A 17,202-nucleotide genomic window follows, 5' to 3' on the forward strand; every position below is an offset into this window, starting at 1 on the left:
GCCCCTAGGACGCCGGCAGGACGCCCGTGCGGTACACCGTTCCCGCGCACGCGTTGGGGATCGTCGTGCTGGACGAGGCCGTGCCCGGTTCCGCTGTGTGGGAGACCGCGACGCTTCCGTCGGCCGTGGGGCCCTCCGCCACCAGCTGCGTGGACAGGCCGCTCTGGTCCGGGTTCGAGCCCGTCGCGTCGCCCGTGGTGCCGCCGGACGGGGTCGGGCTGGGCGACGCGTCGCCCCCGCCTCCCGTGGTCGGGCAGCTCGCGGACGGCACCCACGCGAAGCGGATCTCGTACGACATGCCCGGTTCGAGGATGAGCTGGCTAGGCTCCGTCGACGGGTCGGGCAGCCCGGTCGCGGCGTCACCCGCCGTGTGGTCGACGACGTTGACCTTGGCCGGGTCGGCCGCGCCCTGGGCAAGGACGGAGACGGTGCCGGGGGCGTCCACGGAGCAGTTCGCCTGGGAGATGTTCGTGACGCGGAAGGAGCCGTAGACCTTGCCGCCCGCGTCGGCGGCGCCGAGGCTCGCCGGGGCGCCGCCGAGGTCGGCCGGCCCGCAGACCGGGGAGCTCGCGGCCGCCGTGCTCGCGGGATCAGGGCCGCCGGTGGCACCACCGCCCGCACCCTTGCCCTTGTCGCCGGGCTTGCCCTTCTTGCCGTCCTTGTCCTTGGACTTGGACTTGCCCGAAGGGCTCCCCGTGCCGCTCTCGCCGCCGTCGGGCCCCTTCCCGGAGCCCGTACCGCCGCGCGTCGCCTCGCTGCTGCCGGCGATGGACGGGTGGTCGTTCGACCCGCTCTGGCCCGTCACATGGACGAGCGCGGGGATCGCCGTGCCGATGAACAGGGCCGCGGCCGCCATACCGACGACGGCCTGCCGCTTGCGGGCTCGCCGGGCCGGCACAGCGCGGCGCAGATGGTCGAGCGTCCCGTTCTTCGGCTCGATCTCCTCCACGGACTGATGCAACAGGCGCCGCAGCGCCAGCTCGTCAGCGCCGAGGGAGTCCAGGGGGTCGGGAGAGTCCGGGCCGCCCGCGGAGTCCGGGCGGCCGAAGGGATCCTCGGGACCGCCGAAAAGGCCGTCTTCCTGGCCGGGGCCGTGATTCACAGTTTCATCCCCGGATCCCACACGCCTGTTCTGTTCATCACGATCATTGCGGTGCTTGTCGCTGCTCATGCGGGGGCCTCCATGGCGACGCGGAGCGCCGCTATGCCCCGGGATCCGTACGCCTTCACGGAACCGAGGGAGATGCCCAGGGCCTCAGCCACCTGCGCCTCGGTCATGTCCGCGAAGTAGCGCAGGACGAGGACCTCGCGCTGGCGGCGCTGGAGCCCGCGCAGCGCCTGTTTCAGCGCGTCGCGCTCGAGCAGGTCGTACGCGCCCTCCTCCGCGCTCGCCATGTCGGGCATCGGCTTCGTCAGAAGCTTCAGGCCGAGGATGCGGCGGCGCAGGGCGGAGCGCGAGAGGTTCACGACCGTCTGCCGCAGATACGCGAGCGTCTTCTCGGGATCGCGCACTCTCTTGCGCGCGGAGTGGACCCTGATGAACGCCTCCTGCACGACGTCCTCGCAGGAGGCCGTGTCGTCCAGGAGCAGGGCCGCGAGACCGAGGAGCGACCGGTAGTGGGCGCGATAGGTCTCGGTCAGATGGTCGACCGTGGTGCCTGCTGCCATCGTCTCCTCAGCGCCTTCGCGCTGAGCGGGTATGCGGGCAGGCCGCGCTGCTGGCATGGGGGCGATCACCGGCATGCCGCCGGACGAACCGGACATCCGGGGACGCCGGGGCGGGCGAAGGGCTGCACCCCTCGCCTGAATCGCTGTGAAATCGAGTACCTCTGCCACGCCTGTTGGACACGCTTCCCCCCGTCAGGGTTGTACGCGACAGGCGTCCTGTTTGCGGCAGGCATCATCCATGACGCTGCGTCAAGTGCCCTCATGCGTACCCGCTCTTCCCCTATGCCCCAGTTTCCCTGGCGCCCCTAGGCCCTACGCCCCCGAAAGGCGATCGCAAAGACGCTCCCCGTCCCGTGCACGGTTGCACGGAACGGGGAGGGATCTTCGACGAATCTTCGGGCGCGCGGACCGGCGCGTTCAAGTGGTTAGACCACCGATCGCCCACAGGTGCTTCACAGATCCTATAAAGCGCGCCGGATAAAAGAAGACCGAGTCCGGTTTCCGGACGGTGAAGAGGCCGAACTCACGCGGCGGGCGGGAACTCCTGGGCCACCAGCTCGGCGATCTGCGCGGTGTTGAGGGCCGCGCCCTTGCGCAGGTTGTCCCCGCACACGAAGAACTCGAGCCCGGCCGGGTCGTCGAGGGAGCGCCGGACGCGGCCGACCCAGGTCGGGTCGGTGCCCACCACATCGGCGGGCGTGGGGAACTCACCGGCCGCCGGGTTGTCGAAGAGCACGACCCCGGGCGCGGTCGCGAGGATCTCGCGCGCCTTGTCGACCGTGACCTCGCTCTGGAAGCGGGCGTGGACGGTCAGGGAGTGCGTGGTGACGACGGGGACGCGTACGCACGTCACCGCGACCTTGAGGTCCGGCAGACCGAGGATCTTGCGGGACTCGTCCCGTACCTTCATCTCCTCGGAGGACCAGCCGTCCTCGCGCAGGGACCCGGCCCACGGCACGACGTTGAGCGCCACGGGCTCGGGGAAGGGGCCGGTGTTGTCGCCGACGGCACGGCGCACGTCGCCGGGGTTCGTCCCGAGTTCCGTACCGGCCACGAGCGACATCTGCTGGCGCAGGGTGTCGATACCGGCGCGGCCGGCCCCGCTGACGGCCTGGTAGCTGGAGACGACCAGCTCGCGCAGCCCGAACTCGGCGTGCAGCGCCCCGACGGCGACGATCATCGACAGGGTCGTGCAGTTGGGGTTGGCGACGATGCCGCGCGGCCGCACGCGCGCGGCGTGCGGATTGACCTCGGGCACGACGAGCGGCACGTCCGGGTCCAGGCGGAAGGCGGCCGAGTTGTCGACGACGACCACCCCCTTGGAGGCGGCGACGGGCGCCCACTGCGCGGAGATCTCGTCGGGTACGTCGAACATCGCGACGTCGACGCCGTCGAAGGCCTCCTCGCTCAGGGCCATGACCTCGACCTCCTCCCCGCGCACGGCCAGCTTGCGGCCGGCCGAGCGGGGGGAGGCGATCAGACGGATCTCGCCCCAGATGTCCGCGTGCTGCGAAAGGATCTGGAGCATGACCGTGCCGACGGCCCCGGTCGCTCCCACGACCGCGAGTGTCGGCCTGTCGGTCCGAGCCATCAGCGGCCGGTGCCTCCGTAGACCACGGCCTCGTCGGAGTCCGAGTCGAGTCCGAAGGCGGTGTGCACGGCGCGCACGGCCTCGTTCACATCGTCCGCGCGCGTGACGACCGAGATGCGGATCTCGGAGGTCGAGATGAGCTCGATGTTGACGCCCGCGTCGCTGAGCGCCTCGAAGAACCCGGCCGTGACACCCGGGTTCGTCTTCATACCGGCGCCCACGAGGGAGATCTTGGCGATCTGGTCGTCGTAGCGCAGGGACTCGAAGCCGACCGCGGTCTTCGTCTTCTCCAGGGCGTCGATGGCCTTGCGGCCCTCGGTCTTCGGGAGAGTGAAGGAGATGTCCGTCAGGCCGGTCGAGGCCGCGGACACGTTCTGCACGATCATGTCGATGTTGACCTGGGAGTCCGCGATGGCACGGAAGATGTTCGCGGCCTCCCCGGGCTTGTCCGGGACACCGACGACGGTGATCTTCGCCTCGGAGGTGTCGTGAGCGACACCGGAGATGATGGCCTGCTCCACCTTCTGGTCCCCTTGATCAAAGTGCGGTTCGTTGCTGACCCAGGTGCCCTGCAGTCCCGAGAAGGACGAGCGTACGTGGATCGGGATGTTGTAGCGGCGCGCGTACTCCACACAGCGGTGGAGCAGCACCTTGGACCCGGAGCTGGCGAGCTCCAGCATGTCCTCGAAGGAGATCCAGTCGATCTTCCGCGCCTTCTTCACGACGCGCGGGTCGGCGGTGAACACGCCGTCGACGTCGGTGTAGATCTCGCACACCTCGGCGTCGAGCGCCGCGGCGAGGGCGACGGCCGTCGTGTCGGACCCGCCACGGCCGAGCGTGGTGATGTCCTTCTTGTCCTGGCTGACGCCCTGGAACCCGGCGACGATGGCGATGTTGCCCTCGTCGAGCGCCGTCCTGATCCGTCCCGGGGTCACATCGATGATCCGGGCTTTGTTGTGGACCGAGTCGGTGATGACGCCGGCCTGACTGCCCGTGAACGACTGGGCCTCGTGGCCCAGGTTTTTGATCGCCATGGCCAGCAGGGCCATGGAGATCCGCTCTCCGGCGGTCAGCAGCATGTCGAATTCGCGCCCGGCAGGGATCGGGGATACCTGCCCGGCGAGATCGATCAACTCATCCGTCGTGTCGCCCATCGCGGACACCACGACAACCACCTGGTTGCCGTTCTTCTTGGCGTCGACGATTCGCTTGGCGACCCGCTTGATGCCTTCGGCATCGGCTACGGAGGAGCCTCCGTACTTCTGCACGACAAGGCCCACGTGCGCTCCTCGCTCAGTTTGTCTCGGTCGGCTCAGTCTAACGAGCGGCCGAAATCAGCCCCGGGAATACCACATCCTGAGATGTCCCGCTCAGAAGGTGATCACCAGGCACAGGACCCGGTGGGGGCTTCACGCTCCGGCCGCTCGGACAGGCGCATGCCCGCGCCCCGGCCCGGCAACCGGAAAAGTGGGGTGGGTCACTTCACCGGCCGGTTCATTTCACCGGCGAGCACCCACGGGGTTGGGCTCATTTCACCGTACGGAGCCCCAGCGGACCCGCGATCTCCTCCGCCATGACCTTGCCCGCGGCCTCGGCGAGGGCCTCCTCGGCGAGGTCCTCGTCGGTGTCGAGGCCGTCCAGGTCGTCCAGCGGCTGGTTGAGGCGGACATGCGCGACCAGGGACTGGAGCGCGCGCAGGGCGCCGGAGGCCGTGGAGCCCCAGTTCGAGAAGTAGGAGAACTGCCACCACCACAGGGCCTCGGTGGTGCGGCCCGCGCGGTAGTGGGCCATGCCGTGGCGCAGGTCGGCCATGACGTCGGCCAGGTCGTCCGAGATCCGGCAGGCGACCGGCGCCTTGCGGGGCTCGTACGGGTCGAAGACTTCGGAGTAGACGTCGATCGGCTCCAGGAGCGTGGCGAGCTTCTGGCGCAGGTCGTCGACGTCCGGCTCGGGGCCGAGATCGGGCTCGTAGCGCTCGTCGGGGACGATGTCCTCGTGCGCGCCGAGCCGGCCGCCCGCGAGGAGCAGCTGGGAGACCTCGAGGAGCAGGAAGGGGACGGCCGAGTCCGGCTCGTCGCCCTTCGCCACCTCGGCGACCGCGACGAGGAAGGACTCGATCTGGTCCGAGATCTGGACCGCGAAGTCGTCCGGATGGTCCTTGACGGCGTTCAGTGTGGCGTCAGACATCTAGGAGTCGTCTCCCCTCGAAGGCGCGGCCGAGCGTGACCTCGTCCGCGTATTCCAGGTCGCCCCCGACCGGGAGCCCGCTGGCCAGGCGGGTGACCTTGAGGCCCATCGGCTTGATCATGCGGGCGAGGTACGTCGCCGTGGCCTCGCCCTCCAGGTTCGGGTCCGTGGCCAGGATCAGCTCGGTGACCGTGCCGTCGGCGAGGCGGGCGAGGAGTTCCCTTATCCGCAGGTCGTCCGGGCCGACGCCCTCGATGGGACTGATCGCCCCGCCGAGCACGTGGTACTTGCCCCGGAACTCGCGGGTCCGCTCGACCGCGACGACGTCCTTGGGCTCCTCGACGACGCAGATCACCGTCAGGTCGCGGCGCGGGTCGCGGCAGATGTTGCACAGCTCCTCCTGCGCCACATTGCCGCAGGTCGCGCAGAAGCGGACCTTCGCCTTGACCTCCATCAGTGCCTGCGCGAGACGCCGTACGTCCGTCGGCTCCGCCTGCAGGATGTGGAAGGCGATCCGCTGCGCGCTCTTGGGACCGACGCCCGGCAGCCTGCCGAGCTCGTCGATGAGGTCCTGGACCACGCCTTCGTACACGGAGTGCCTTCCGACTTCTGCTTGATGGTGCTGTGCCGCTGAGCATGCCAGCCGCTGAGTAGTACGTACGTTAGTTGCGGTGGGGCTTCCTTAGAAGGGAAGCCCCGGGATGCCTCCGCCGCCCAGGCCCTGGGCCAGCGGGCCGAGCTTCTGCTGCTGGAGCGTCTGCGCGTTCTCGTTCGCCGCCTGGACCGCCGCGACAACCAGGTCGGCTAGGGTCTCGGTGTCCTCGGGGTCGACGGCCTTCGGGTCGATGACGAGGCCGCGCAGCTCGCCGGAGCCGGTCACCGTCGCCTTGACCAGCCCGCCGCCGGCCTGGCCCTCGACCTCGGTCCGGGCCAGCTCTTCCTGGGCCTTGGCGAGGTCCTGCTGCATCTTCTGGGCCTGCTGGAGCAGCTGCTGCATATTGGGCTGGCCACCACCGGGAATCACGATTCAGCTCCTGTTGCGTCCTGTTTCGACCTGCGACCACGGGCGGGTTCTCCGCCCTGGAACGAGCCTACGTGGTCGGGGTGTCGCCCGCCCCGGCACCTTTCACTGCACTCTTTCGAGTGAGACGGGCTCCCTGCCTATACCTGATCAAGACCCACTTCCGGGCGGAAATACCGCGAAAACGGGTCCTTGGCCACCCATTGGGCGGTAGGAAGATGCTCTGCACATGAGCCCCATCCGTGACCAGGACCAGTCGTAGGGAGTGCCGGGTGAGCCAGCCGGAGATGCAGCCCGAGGGACCGCCGCAGGAGGAGCGGGGCGCCCGGGGCGAGCGCAGTGACGGCACGGGTGACGCGGTGCGGCCGGGCGACCTGACCGGGCGGACGTTCCCCGTCGGGGACTGGGGCGAGCCCGCCGAGCGGCTCGACGAGCTCTACCGGTGGGTGGAGCGCGGGGCGCTCGACACGGCGTACTGGTACCTCGCCGACCGGGTGTGGAAGCGGCGCGGGGCGCGGGCGCTGCGGGGCGGCGCGGTCGCCGGTGCCGTGTCGGGGGCGGCGCTGCCGCTGCTCGATCTGACCGGGGCGCTCGGCGGGGTCGCACCCTGGGGGTATCTGGCGCTGCTGCTCGCGGTGGCGTGTGTGGCCTGCGACCGGTACTTCGGGCTCACGTCGGGCTGGATAAGGGACGTGGCCACGGCCCAGGCGGTACAGCGGCGGCTTCAGGCGCTCCAGTTCGACTGGGCGTCGGAGAGCGTGCGGGAGGTGCTCGGCCCGACGGAGGGCACGGCCAGCGAGGCCGCCGAGCGGTGCCTGTCGGTGCTGAGGCGCTTCACGGACGACGTGACGGAGCTGGTGCGGTCGGAGACGGCGGACTGGATGGTGGAGTTCCGCTCGGGTCCCGCGCCCCTGGTGATGCAGTCCTCCGTCGCCCCGGGCACCCGCCCCGCGGAGCCGCCGCCGGGCCGCTTCCCGCTCCCCCCGGGCGCCCGCCCGAACATGCCCCGCCAGCGCCCGCCCGAGCCGCGCTGACCGCTCCTCGTCCTGCCTGAAGCGGTGGGGTCGCGCGGGCCTGTGACGGGGCGCGGCTCGGGCACGGGGCTCCGGGTCAGCTGAAGATGATCATGGAACCTTGGGCCAGGCTCCGGGTCGCGGCCGCGTGCAGGCCGAGCCAGACATGGCGTTCGCGGGCGAAGGGGCTGTTGTCGAGGGGGGCCGGAGCCGCCGGTTCCTCCAGGGCCGTGGGCCCCTCCGGCGGGACCGGGGGCGCCGGCGGGTTGGCCGGGTCTATGCCGATCGACCGGGCCACGTACTCCAGTTCCCGCAGAAGCGCGTGGGAGGAGCAAAGGGGGCCACCGCCGGCGAGGAGTTCGTCGTTGGACAGCGGGCTCGGGAAGTCCACGGGGACGTACGCGCCCGCGTGGTCGTAGTGCCAGACCAGGTGCGACTGCTGGGCCGTCGTCTCGAACATCTCCAGGAGCTGCTCGTAGTCGCCGCCCAGATCGTCGACCGGCGTGACGGCGAGGCCGCACATCTGGAGGAGGTACGCGCGGCGCAGGAAGTGCAGCGCGTCGTAGTCGAAGCCGGCGACGGGGGCCACGTCACCGGAGAGTCCCGGCATGTATGAGTAGACCGGCACCGGTGGCAGTCCTGCCTCGTGCAACGCCTTGTCGTAGAGCGCGAGTTCCTCGGCGAAGGGGTTGTCGGGGCTGTGGCACAGCACATCGACGAGCGGGACCAGCCACAGGTCACAGGCCAAGGCGACTCCTCCGGTGGTGAAGGCCGTAATGAACGGCGGAAAGGCAGCGTAATGCGCGGGGAGCCGGTTCAGCTCCCCCTCTGCACATTGCTCAGATCCCAGATCCATACGCCTCCGGTCCACGTACCGGCTCTGCCGACCAGCTGGTCGACCGTCGCCCGCAGCACCCCGTCGTTCTGCTGCGGGGCGAGCACGAGGACGCCGGCGTGCCAGTACGCGAAGTCGCGGCGGGCCTGGGCGCGCCACGCGTCGGTGATCTCGGGGGCCCGGCCCGAGTAGCGGATGTCGCGCAGCAGGTTGGAGGTCCAGCGGGGCGAGGCGCCGTAGATGCCGACGTGGTCGGGGCCGTAGGGGCCGTTGAAGTAGCCGCCGGGGAGACGGAAGCCGAGGCCGGCCTCGGTCTGCCAGTGCAGGGCCTCCGCGTTGCCCGGGTCGGGCAGCGGCACCGGCACGAGGCTCTCGCCGGGGCCGACGTACCGCTTCCAGGTGCCGTCGGCGACGAACGCCGGGATGTCGGCCCGGTCGACCGCCCTGAGCGGCGCCGGGACGATCGGCACGAGCGCCGCGGCGACCGCCGCGAAGCCGACGAGCCGGTACGGGACACGCGCCGCGGCGAGCCGGTCCAGCGCGAGGGCGAGCAGCATCCCGAGCGCGGGCGCGCACACCATCGCCACCCGCGACTCGATGACCGACTCGAACAGGGGCCGGTGGGCGAGCAGCGCCCAGGGGCCCGGCAGCACGACGTCGGTCAGCGGGATGCGGAACTTCGGGCCGAGCGAGAGCAGGGCCGCGGCGACCGCGGTGAACGCGAGTGCCTTCACGGCGGCGCTGCGCCACAGCCGTACGACGATCGCGAAGGCCAGCGCGACGAGCGGCCAGCCGTAGAAGGCGTTCTGCTCGGTCGGGTTGAGGGCGAGCGCGGCGGCGCGCTCGCGGGAGCCGGCGAGGGAACGCTCGGCGAAGGAGAGGAGGGCGAGGGGGCTGTTGCCCGCGTTGTCGCCGTGCAGCACGCTCTTGTAGCTCTGCGGGCCGAGGAACTGCCAGTACAGGGGGAAGGCGACGAGCGGCAGCGCGACCGCGGCGGCGACCCCGAGCCCGCGCAGGAGTGGGCGCCACACGGTCTTCACCACGTCCCTGCGCACGACGGCGTAGGCGAGTGCGAACAGCACCATCCCCATGACGGCGAGCAGGAGCGGTTCCTCGCCGAGGAAGATCTGGTACGTCGCGAAGAGGCCGAGGACGACGCCGTCGCGCGTCACGCGCCTGCCTTCGCACAGCCGCAGCGCCCGCTCGATGATCAGCGGGATCATGAACAGGACGACGAAGTTCGGGTGCGCGTGCGCGTGGCTGATCATCGGGGGCGCGAACGCGGCGAGGAGCGCGCCGGTCGCGGCGGCCCACCGGGTCCGTACGAGCCGTTTCAGGATCAGCCGGTACCAGGCGAACGCGGTGGCGGCGAGGCCGCCCGTCATCGCCACGTTCAGGGCGACAGCGGGGCCGAAGAGCCAGGTCACGGGGGCGAGCGGGACGGACAGGCCCAGCATCGCGGTGTTGGCCATCAGGTTCACGCCGTCCGGGAAGCCCTGGAGCGTCGTGAACAAGGGGTTGTGGAGATGGCGGACGCTGTCCGCCGTCACCGCGAAGAACCACTCCCACTGGTTCTGGTCCTGGAGGGAGTCGGGGAGGTAGCGGTGCGCGGGCGCCGCCCAGCGGCCCGAGTACAGGGCGACGGACAGGACGAGGAAGAGGACCGCCACGAGGAGATGGCCCTTCGGCACCGCCCGTGCCCTGAGCATCACCAGCTCGGCCAGGACCCGGATGTAGTCGAAGGGGCGGACCTTCGAGCCCGCCTGGTGCGACCACCGCACGGGCACCTCGGCGACCGGCCAGCCGGAGCGGCGGAAGTACATCAGGATCTCTACGTCGATGCCCCAGCCGTCCAGGCGTGCGGCGCCGAACGCGGCGCGGGCCCGGTCGCCGTCGAAGAGCTTGAAGCCGCACTGCGTGTCCCTGATGCCGGGAACGCTCGTCGCGCGTATCAGGAAGTTGCCGGTGCGGCCGAGGAGTTCGCGCAGCCGGTGCTGGTGGCGGGCGATCGTCGCGCCGGGCCTCGCGCGGGAACCGATCGCGGCCGCATGGCCCTCGCCGAGCGCCTTGTCGAGGGCTTCCAGCTCCTCGATGGGCGCCGCGAGGTCGGCGTCGGTGACCAGGACACGGCGGCCGCGGGAGGCGAGGACGCCCTGGCGCAGGGCGTGACCCTTGCCACGGTTGCGGGGGCTCCCGACGAGCCGGATGCGGGGGGTGCGGCCGGGGCCCTCGGGGGCGGCCGCGGCCGCGCGCTCCGCGATCTCGCGCGTGCGGTCGGTGGAGCCGTCGTCGACGACGACGATCTCCCAGTCACCCCACCGGTTCCCGCCGTCCACGTCGTTCAGGTACGCGGTGACCGCGTCCAGCGTGGGACCGAGCCGGTGCTCCTCGTTGTACGCGGGGACGACGACGGTGAGGTCCACGACGCCCGCGCGCGCGGCGACGGGACGGTCGGTCCGCTCCGTGCTCACCGCTTCGCCAGCCGCTCGACGAGGGCGAGGGAGTCCGCGTTGTACGCGGTGACGATGTCCTGCGCGGCGCGGGCGTCCCGGGCCACGAGCGCGTCGACGAGGCCGCAGTGCCCGGACCAGAGGTGGCCCCTGAGGTCGTCCACGCGGCGCAGGTGCGGGACCGCGCACATCCACGACTGGACGCGCAGGCGGTGGAAGAAGTCGGAGAGATACGGGTTCCCGAACAGGGCGCTGAGTTCGCGCCAGAACCGGAGGTCGTAGCCGATCAGCACGTTCAGGTCGCCGGCCGCGGCCGCGCGGGCGGCCTCCTCGCCGCGGCGGCGGACCCCGGCGAGGGCGGCGGGGGTGACGTGGTGCGCGTCGGCGTTCGCGGCGAGGCCGCGGAAGATGCCGTCCGTGACGAGGCTGCGGGCCTCGATCATGCCGCGGTAGTCGGCGAGCGAGTACTCGTGGACCGTGAAGCCGCGATGCTGGGCGGAGTCCAGGAGCCCCTGCCCGGACAGGTCGACCAGGGCCTCACGGACCGGGGTCGCGGAGACGCCGTACTGCTCGGCGATCTCCTTGACCGTGAACTCCTGGCCCGGTTCGAGCCGCCCCGCGAGGATCTCGTCGCGCAGGGCGTCGGCGATCTGCTGGCGGAGCGTGCTGCGCTGGACGGCAGCTCCGCCGTCGGTTCCGGGCACGTGGTGTCCCTCCCCCGTAGTGCGTGGTCAGCTGGTGAGGCTGTTCCTGGTCAGCTGGTCAGCCTACGCACTACGGGGAGCGACACGGAGTACCTGTTTCCCTACGCCGTGTAGCCGTCCGCCACGGTCAGCGCCTCGTCGAGAGCGGCGAGGCCCTCCTTGGCCTCGGCCTCCGTGACGTTGCACGGCGGGACCACGTGGGTGCGGTTCATGTTGATGAAGGGCCATAGGCCGTTCTTCTTGGCGGCGGCGCCGAAGGCGGCCATCGGCGCGTTCGCCGCACCCGCCGCGTTGTACGGGGTCAGCGGCTCGCGGGTGGCCTTGTCCTTCACCAGCTCCAGGGCCCAGAACATGCCGAGTCCGCGGACCTCGCCCACCGACGGGTGGCGCTCGGCCAGCTCGCGCAGCGCCGGGCCGATCAGCGTCTCGCCGAGGTGGGCGGCGTTCTCGACGACACGCTCCTCCTCCATGACGTTGATGGTTGCGACGGCCGCGGCGCAGGCCAGCGGGTGCCCGGAGTAGGTGAGGCCGCCCGGGTAGGGGCGCTTGCCGAACGTGTCGGCGATGGCGCCGGAGATGGCGACGCCGCCGAGCGGGACGTAGCCCGAGTTCACGCCCTTGGCGAAGGTCATCAGGTCGGGCACGACGTCGTAGTGGTCCGCGGCGAACCACTTGCCGGTGCGCCCGAAGCCCGCCATGACCTCGTCGAGGATGAAGACGATGCCGTGCCGGTCGCACAGCTCGCGCACGCCCTGGAGGTAGCCGGGCGGCGGCGTCATGATGCCGGCGGTGCCGGGCACGGTCTCCAGGATGATCGCGGCGATCGTGGCCGGGCCCTCGAAGGCGATGGTGTCCTCGAGGTGCTGGAGCGCGCGCTCGCACTCCTGCTGCTCGGTCTCCGAGTAGAACGGGGAGCGGTACAGGAACGGCGCCCAGAAGTGGACGACGCCCGCCGCGCCCTGGTCGCTCGGCCAGCGGCGCGGGTCGCCGGTCAGGTTGATCGCGGTGGAGGTGGCGCCGTGGTACGAGCGGTAGGCGGAGAGCACCTTGTGGCGGCCCGTGTGCAGCCGGGCCATGCGGGTGGCGTTCTCCACCGCCTCGGCGCCGCCGTTGGTGAAGAAGATCTTGTCCAGGTCTCCGGGGGTCCGCTCGGCTATGAGGCGTGCGGCCTCGGAGCGGGCCTCGACGGCGAACGCGGGCGCGAAGGTCGTGAGGGAGGCGGCCTGCTCCTGGATCGCGGCGACGACCTTCGGGTGCTGGTACCCGATGTTCGTGAAGACGAGGCCGGAGGTGAAGTCGAGGTAGCGGTTGCCGTCGTAGTCCCAGAAGTACGAGCCTTCGGCGCCGGCGACGGCGAGCGGGTCGATGAGCTCCTGTGCGGACCAGGAGTGGAACACGTGCGCACGGTCCGCGGCCTTGACGGCGGCGCCGACCTGGGGATTCGGCTGAGGGGTCATGGGCCCGAGGGTAAATGTCCGCATGGTGGAAGGACCATCGGCGTCCTGTCTGTGGGACGGCCGCTAACGCGACACACTGTCGCCCTCGCGCGGGGGCACCGCCCCGGGAAACAGCGTCCGCACCGCGTCTTCCCACGGCCCGGCCGCCAGCTCGGGCCGCAGCGCGGCGAGTCCCCCGCAGTACTTGCCGAACGCGACGGGGGCCACCCCGAACCGCGCGAGGAGCCGGTCCGCGTCCGTCGGCCGCCCCGGCGCGCCCGCCTTGGTCTCCACCAGCACGGACCCGCCGTGCGCCCGCACCGCGCGCCCCTGACCCGCGTCGCGCACGACGAGCCCCGCGTCGCAGGTGAGCCGCTGCCCGTCGGCCACGAACGTGGCGCGCCGGTACTCGGTGACGACGCGGGCGGCCAGCTCCCGCGGCGCCCCGATGCCGTACGTACCGCGCAGGAGTCCGGTGACGAAGGCGCGCCGGGTGTCGTCGAGAGGGTGGTCGCCCTCGCCCAGGAGGGTCCGGTGCTTGACCGTCGCGCCGTCCGCGCAGCGCACCTTGAGCTCCAACTGCCGCTTCCCGCTGTCCTCGTAGAGCCGCTCCCTGATGCCGAAGCGGGGCGCGCGTTCCTGCGCGTGGTCGTGGAACGTGCGCAGGGCGGGGGTGTCGTAGTGCGTCGAGCGGTATCCGAACCAGCGGCGGCCGCCCACGGACAGGGCGCGGTAGGGGCCGCCCGGCCTGCGGGGGTCGGTGAGCAGGGCGGCGAAGTCCTGGAAGAGCTCGACGGGGACGAGATAGCTGTGGCCGTGGTGGCGCAGCAGCGGGGCCTCGGTGTCGGTCCCGTCGAGTCCGACGGGACGGGCGGCGAGCGCGGCGCGCGCGAGGGCGCGGACGGCGACTGGCGTCCTGTTCAGCACACGGTCTCCTCGGTCGGGGGAGGTCGTAGACGTGAAGGGGTACGTCGTGGCGTGGTCGTCGTGGTTCGTTGCGGTTCGTCGTGAAGTACTACGTACCGGATCGGACGATCGTTCCGATGGACGGAAACAAGTTTCCATGAAACGCCCGGCCGCATGGAGGGTGATTGACAGCACTCTGCCGTAATGACAGCATGCTGTCATTAGCATCAGGCAGTGACAGGTACCCGAGGTTCTGGAGGACACCATGACCGCCGGCCGCACCGAGAAGCCCGTACACCTCGCCGTCTACGACACGCTCGCCGACTGGGAGTCGGGACACGCCACCGCCCACCTGGCCCGCGGCGGTTACAGGATCCGCACCGTCGGGCTCGACGCCGGGCGGGCCGTCACCACCATCGGCGGCGTGCGCATCCAGCCCGACCTGGCCCTCGACGACCTGCGCCCCGAGGACAGCTCGCTGCTGATCCTCACCGGCGCCGACCTCTGGGACGCCGGTGACGACCTCGCGCCCTTCGCCCGCAAGGCCCGAGCCTTCCTCGACGCGGGCGTGCCGGTCGCCGCGATCTGCGGGGCCACCGCCGGACTCGCCCGCGAGGGCCTGCTCGACGACCGGGCGCACACCAGCGCCGTCCCCATGTACCTCGCCGCCACCGGCTACAAGGGCGGAGAGCGCTACGTCGACGCGGACGCCGTGACGGACGGCGGCCTGATCACCGCCGGGCCGACCGAACCGGTCGCGTTCGCGCGCGAAGTCCTCGGCGGGCTCGGGGTGTTCGAGGGCGAGCTGCTCGACGCCTGGTACCGCCTGTTCCACGACTCGGACGTGACGGCGTACGAGACCCTCCAGGGAGCGCAGGAGTGAGCAGGGCGCGCCAGGACCTGCTGAGCCGGACCGCGCTCGGCGTCTTCCGGCTCAACGGCCAGTTCCTGTCCGTCTCCGAGGAGCTGTCACGGCCCGCGGGGCTCACCGCCGCCCGGTGGCAGGTGCTCGGCGCGGTCCTGACCGAGCCGCTGCCCGTCGCCGGCATCGCGCGCGTCATGGGCATCACCCGCCAGAGCGTGCAGCGCGTCGCCGACCTGCTCGTCACCCAGGGCCTCGCCGCGTACGAGCCGAACCCGGCTCACCGGCGCGCCAAGCTCCTGTGCCCCACCGAGGAGGGCCGCGCGGCGATCGCGCGGATCGGCCCCAGCCACGCGGCCCTCGCGGACCGCCTCGCGGCGGCGCTGGGCGAGGACGAACTCGCCGCGACGGTACGGACGCTCGAACGGTTGTCGGCGGCCCTGGACGAGGTGACGGATCACCCCAGGGAGCACCCGCCGGCCCACCCTGTTACGGAACCGTAGACGCCGCGCCGTCCCCAGTGTCACAACCTCCCACTATTCTCGGGATGTTGGTCACATATGGGGGAGGGTGGCGCGACATGGAGAAGCTGGGGGCGGGAGATCCGCAGCGCATCGGTGCGTACCGGCTGCTGGCGCGGCTCGGGGCGGGCGGGATGGGCCAGGTCTATCTGGCGCGCTCGGACCGCGGGCGCACGGTCGCGGTCAAGCTGGTGCGCCAGGAGCTCGCCGAGCAGGAGGAGTTCAGGAACCGGTTCCGGCTCGAGGTGCGGGCCGCGCGGCAGGTCGGCGGGGAGTGGACCGCGCCGGTCCTCGACGCGGACACCGAGGCGGACATCCCCTGGGTGGCCACGGGTTACGTGGCGGGGCCCTCGCTGCAGACGGTCGTCTCGCACGACCACGGCGCGCTGCCCGAGCGCTCCGTGCGGATCCTCGCGGCGGGCCTCACGCACGCGCTCAAGGACATCCACACCGCGGGCCTCATCCACCGCGACCTGAAGCCGTCGAACGTCCTGGTGACGATCGACGGGCCCCGCGTCATCGACTTCGGCATCGCCCGCGCCCTGGAGACCGTGACGGACGGCGGCCTCACGAGAACGGGCGCCCTCGTGGGCTCGCCCGGCTTCATGGCCCCCGAGCAGGTGCGCGGCGACCGGATCACCCCGGCCTGCGACGTGTTCTGCCTCGGCTCGGTCCTCGCCTACGCGGCGTCGGGCGCGCTGCCGTTCGGCACGGCCAACAGCGGGGTGCACGCCCTGATGTTCCGTATCGCCCAGGAGGAACCCGACCTCGAAGGGCTCCCGGAGGGCCTCCAGGAACTCGTACGGGACTGTCTGCACAAGGAGCCCTCGGCCCGTCCGACCCTGGACCAGCTTCTGGAGCGGACCGGTGCCGAGGACACGCTCGGCGACGGCGGACGTACGCGTGACCCGTGGCTGCCGGGTGCCCTCGTGGCCCAACTGGGGCGGCACGCCGTGCAGTTGCTGGACACGGAGGACCCAGACGGCGCGACCGGCGCGACCGGGGCGGCCGGCGCGACCTCCGGGAAGCCGCCCGTCCTGTCCAAGGAGAAGCCCGCACCCGCCACGCCCGCGGAGACCGGCGACGGCGAGCCAACCCCTCCCCCGCCCGGCAAACCCGGCGCCGCCCCCGTCAACCACCTCCCGACGATGGTCTCCCCCTCCGGCCCGTCGACCCCCGCGCTCCCGCCGGCGGCCCCACCCGCCTCCTCCGCGTACGGGTACCCGCATCCGCACCCCCAGGCACCCGTCTACGGCTACCCGCAGCAGAGCGGCTGGGGCGGGACGCCGCCCTACGGCCCCGCCGCCACACCCCCGTACGGCCCCGGCGTCGTCCCCATCGGCGCGCCGCAGCCGGAGCCACGGCGCAGCGGGCGTTCCACGGCGGCGCTGATCGTGGTGGCGCTCGTCGTGGCACTCGGCGCGGGCGGATCGGTGTACGCGCTGATGAAGGACGACGGCAAGCCGGCCTCCCAGAGCGAGGACTCCAAGCAGCCGTCGTCCGGCGCGCCCACGAGCCAGGGACCCTCGACGGGCGGCCCCAGTTCGCAGGACCCCGGGACCTCGCAGCCGCCCGAGTCCTCCGAACCGCCCGCGGGCGGGGACGTGCCCCCCGAGTTCCTCGGCACCTGGTCCGCCTCGATCGACAACGCCACGGGCCACAACACCCGCCGCCTGGACATCCAACAGGGCGGCCCCGGGGACACGGTCCTGTCGATGACGGCGGACGGACCGCTCAAGGGCGGCGGCACGTACCACTGCGTTTTCCAGGGCGCGCTGGTGTCGGCCTCCGGCGGGACGCTGCACATCGGCGCCACCGACGTCGTCTCCGGTCCGGCCGGTTCGTGCAGTCCCGGCAAGCCGAGCATGGTCGAGCTGACCTCGTCGGGCGAGCTGCGCCGCACGATGAACAACGGCGACGAGCTGACGTACAGCAAGGGCGGCTGAACACCCCGTCCGTTGGGCCGAGTTGAACGGAAGGGTGTCGTCCGGCGAACATCCGCCGACGC

At 71.6% G+C, this 17,202-nt stretch carries 16 protein-coding genes; 4 read left to right on the top strand and 12 right to left on the bottom strand.

Features of this window, described 5'->3' with window-relative positions; genetic code table 11:
* Positions 1-4: 4 nt before the first annotated feature.
* From OG758_RS24480 to OG758_RS24510, 7 genes are all read right to left on the bottom strand, one after another.
* Positions 5-1,102, bottom strand: a complete 1,098-nt coding sequence (locus OG758_RS24480; RefSeq protein WP_326711936.1) for a hypothetical protein — start codon at positions 1,100-1,102, stop codon at positions 5-7.
* Between the two features lie 65 nt (positions 1,103-1,167).
* A complete protein-coding gene (locus tag OG758_RS24485; protein WP_266561913.1) occupies positions 1,168-1,764 on the bottom strand; it encodes a SigE family RNA polymerase sigma factor in 597 nt (198 codons plus the stop codon).
* A gap of 427 nt (positions 1,765-2,191) precedes the next feature.
* A complete protein-coding gene (locus OG758_RS24490) occupies positions 2,192-3,259 on the bottom strand; it encodes an aspartate-semialdehyde dehydrogenase (protein WP_326711937.1) in 1,068 nt (355 codons plus the stop codon).
* The gene (locus OG758_RS24495) at positions 3,259-4,539 is read right to left on the bottom strand and encodes an aspartate kinase (RefSeq protein WP_116511757.1); all 1,281 of its coding nucleotides are present in this window, start codon (positions 4,537-4,539) and stop codon (positions 3,259-3,261) included. Before OG758_RS24495 ends, OG758_RS24490 begins: the two co-directional genes overlap by 1 nt.
* 247 nt (positions 4,540-4,786) lie before the next feature.
* Positions 4,787-5,446 (bottom strand): DUF5063 domain-containing protein, encoded by a 660-nt coding sequence (locus OG758_RS24500; protein WP_326711938.1) that lies wholly within the window; start codon positions 5,444-5,446, stop codon positions 4,787-4,789.
* The gene (gene recR, locus OG758_RS24505; protein WP_100596382.1) at positions 5,439-6,038 is read right to left on the bottom strand and encodes a recombination mediator RecR; all 600 of its coding nucleotides are present in this window, start codon (positions 6,036-6,038) and stop codon (positions 5,439-5,441) included. The genes OG758_RS24500 and recR overlap by 8 nt, the downstream gene beginning before the upstream one ends.
* 90 nt (positions 6,039-6,128) lie before the next feature.
* Positions 6,129-6,470 (bottom strand): YbaB/EbfC family nucleoid-associated protein, encoded by a 342-nt coding sequence (locus tag OG758_RS24510; protein ID WP_116511762.1) that lies wholly within the window; start codon positions 6,468-6,470, stop codon positions 6,129-6,131.
* Between the two features lie 269 nt (positions 6,471-6,739).
* Between OG758_RS24510 and OG758_RS24515 the strand changes: the two genes are divergently transcribed.
* Positions 6,740-7,501 (top strand): SLATT domain-containing protein, encoded by a 762-nt coding sequence (locus OG758_RS24515; protein ID WP_326711939.1) that lies wholly within the window; start codon positions 6,740-6,742, stop codon positions 7,499-7,501.
* A 76-nt stretch (positions 7,502-7,577) separates the two neighbouring features.
* Here the strand turns inward: OG758_RS24515 and OG758_RS24520 are convergent, their stop codons facing one another.
* From OG758_RS24520 to OG758_RS24540, 5 genes are all read right to left on the bottom strand, one after another.
* On the bottom strand, positions 7,578-8,228 hold the full coding sequence (locus OG758_RS24520; RefSeq protein ID WP_326711940.1) for a hypothetical protein: 651 nt from the start codon (positions 8,226-8,228) through the stop codon (positions 7,578-7,580).
* Positions 8,229-8,296: 68 nt separating this feature from the next.
* Positions 8,297-10,786, bottom strand: coding sequence for a dolichyl-phosphate beta-glucosyltransferase (locus OG758_RS24525; RefSeq protein ID WP_326711941.1), 2,490 nt, complete (start codon positions 10,784-10,786; stop codon positions 8,297-8,299).
* The gene (locus OG758_RS24530) at positions 10,783-11,469 is read right to left on the bottom strand and encodes a GntR family transcriptional regulator (protein ID WP_326711942.1); all 687 of its coding nucleotides are present in this window, start codon (positions 11,467-11,469) and stop codon (positions 10,783-10,785) included. The genes OG758_RS24525 and OG758_RS24530 overlap by 4 nt, the downstream gene beginning before the upstream one ends.
* A 101-nt stretch (positions 11,470-11,570) precedes the next feature.
* Positions 11,571-12,926: an aspartate aminotransferase family protein gene (locus tag OG758_RS24535; RefSeq protein ID WP_326711943.1), complete on the bottom strand. Its 1,356-nt coding sequence runs from the start codon at positions 12,924-12,926 to the stop codon at positions 11,571-11,573.
* 63 nt (positions 12,927-12,989) lie between these two features.
* Positions 12,990-13,832 (bottom strand): VTC domain-containing protein, encoded by an 843-nt coding sequence (locus OG758_RS24540; protein ID WP_326711944.1) that lies wholly within the window; start codon positions 13,830-13,832, stop codon positions 12,990-12,992.
* Positions 13,833-14,076: 244 nt separating this feature from the next.
* Between OG758_RS24540 and OG758_RS24545 the strand changes: the two genes are divergently transcribed.
* The 3 genes from OG758_RS24545 to OG758_RS24555 all read left to right on the top strand — a co-directional run bounded on the left by OG758_RS24545 (position 14,077) and on the right by OG758_RS24555 (position 17,140).
* Positions 14,077-14,694, top strand: coding sequence for a type 1 glutamine amidotransferase family protein (locus OG758_RS24545; RefSeq protein WP_326711945.1), 618 nt, complete (start codon positions 14,077-14,079; stop codon positions 14,692-14,694).
* The gene (locus tag OG758_RS24550; RefSeq protein WP_326711946.1) at positions 14,691-15,176 is read left to right on the top strand and encodes a MarR family winged helix-turn-helix transcriptional regulator; all 486 of its coding nucleotides are present in this window, start codon (positions 14,691-14,693) and stop codon (positions 15,174-15,176) included. The genes OG758_RS24545 and OG758_RS24550 overlap by 4 nt, the downstream gene beginning before the upstream one ends.
* Positions 15,177-15,253: 77 nt before the next feature.
* Positions 15,254-17,140 (top strand): serine/threonine-protein kinase, encoded by a 1,887-nt coding sequence (locus tag OG758_RS24555; RefSeq protein ID WP_326711947.1) that lies wholly within the window; start codon positions 15,254-15,256, stop codon positions 17,138-17,140.
* Positions 17,141-17,202 lie beyond the last annotated feature (62 nt).

The sequence above is a fragment of the Streptomyces sp. NBC_01474 genome (assembly GCF_035918215.1).
Taxonomy (GTDB): Bacteria; Actinomycetota; Actinomycetes; order Streptomycetales; family Streptomycetaceae; genus Streptomyces; species Streptomyces aureus.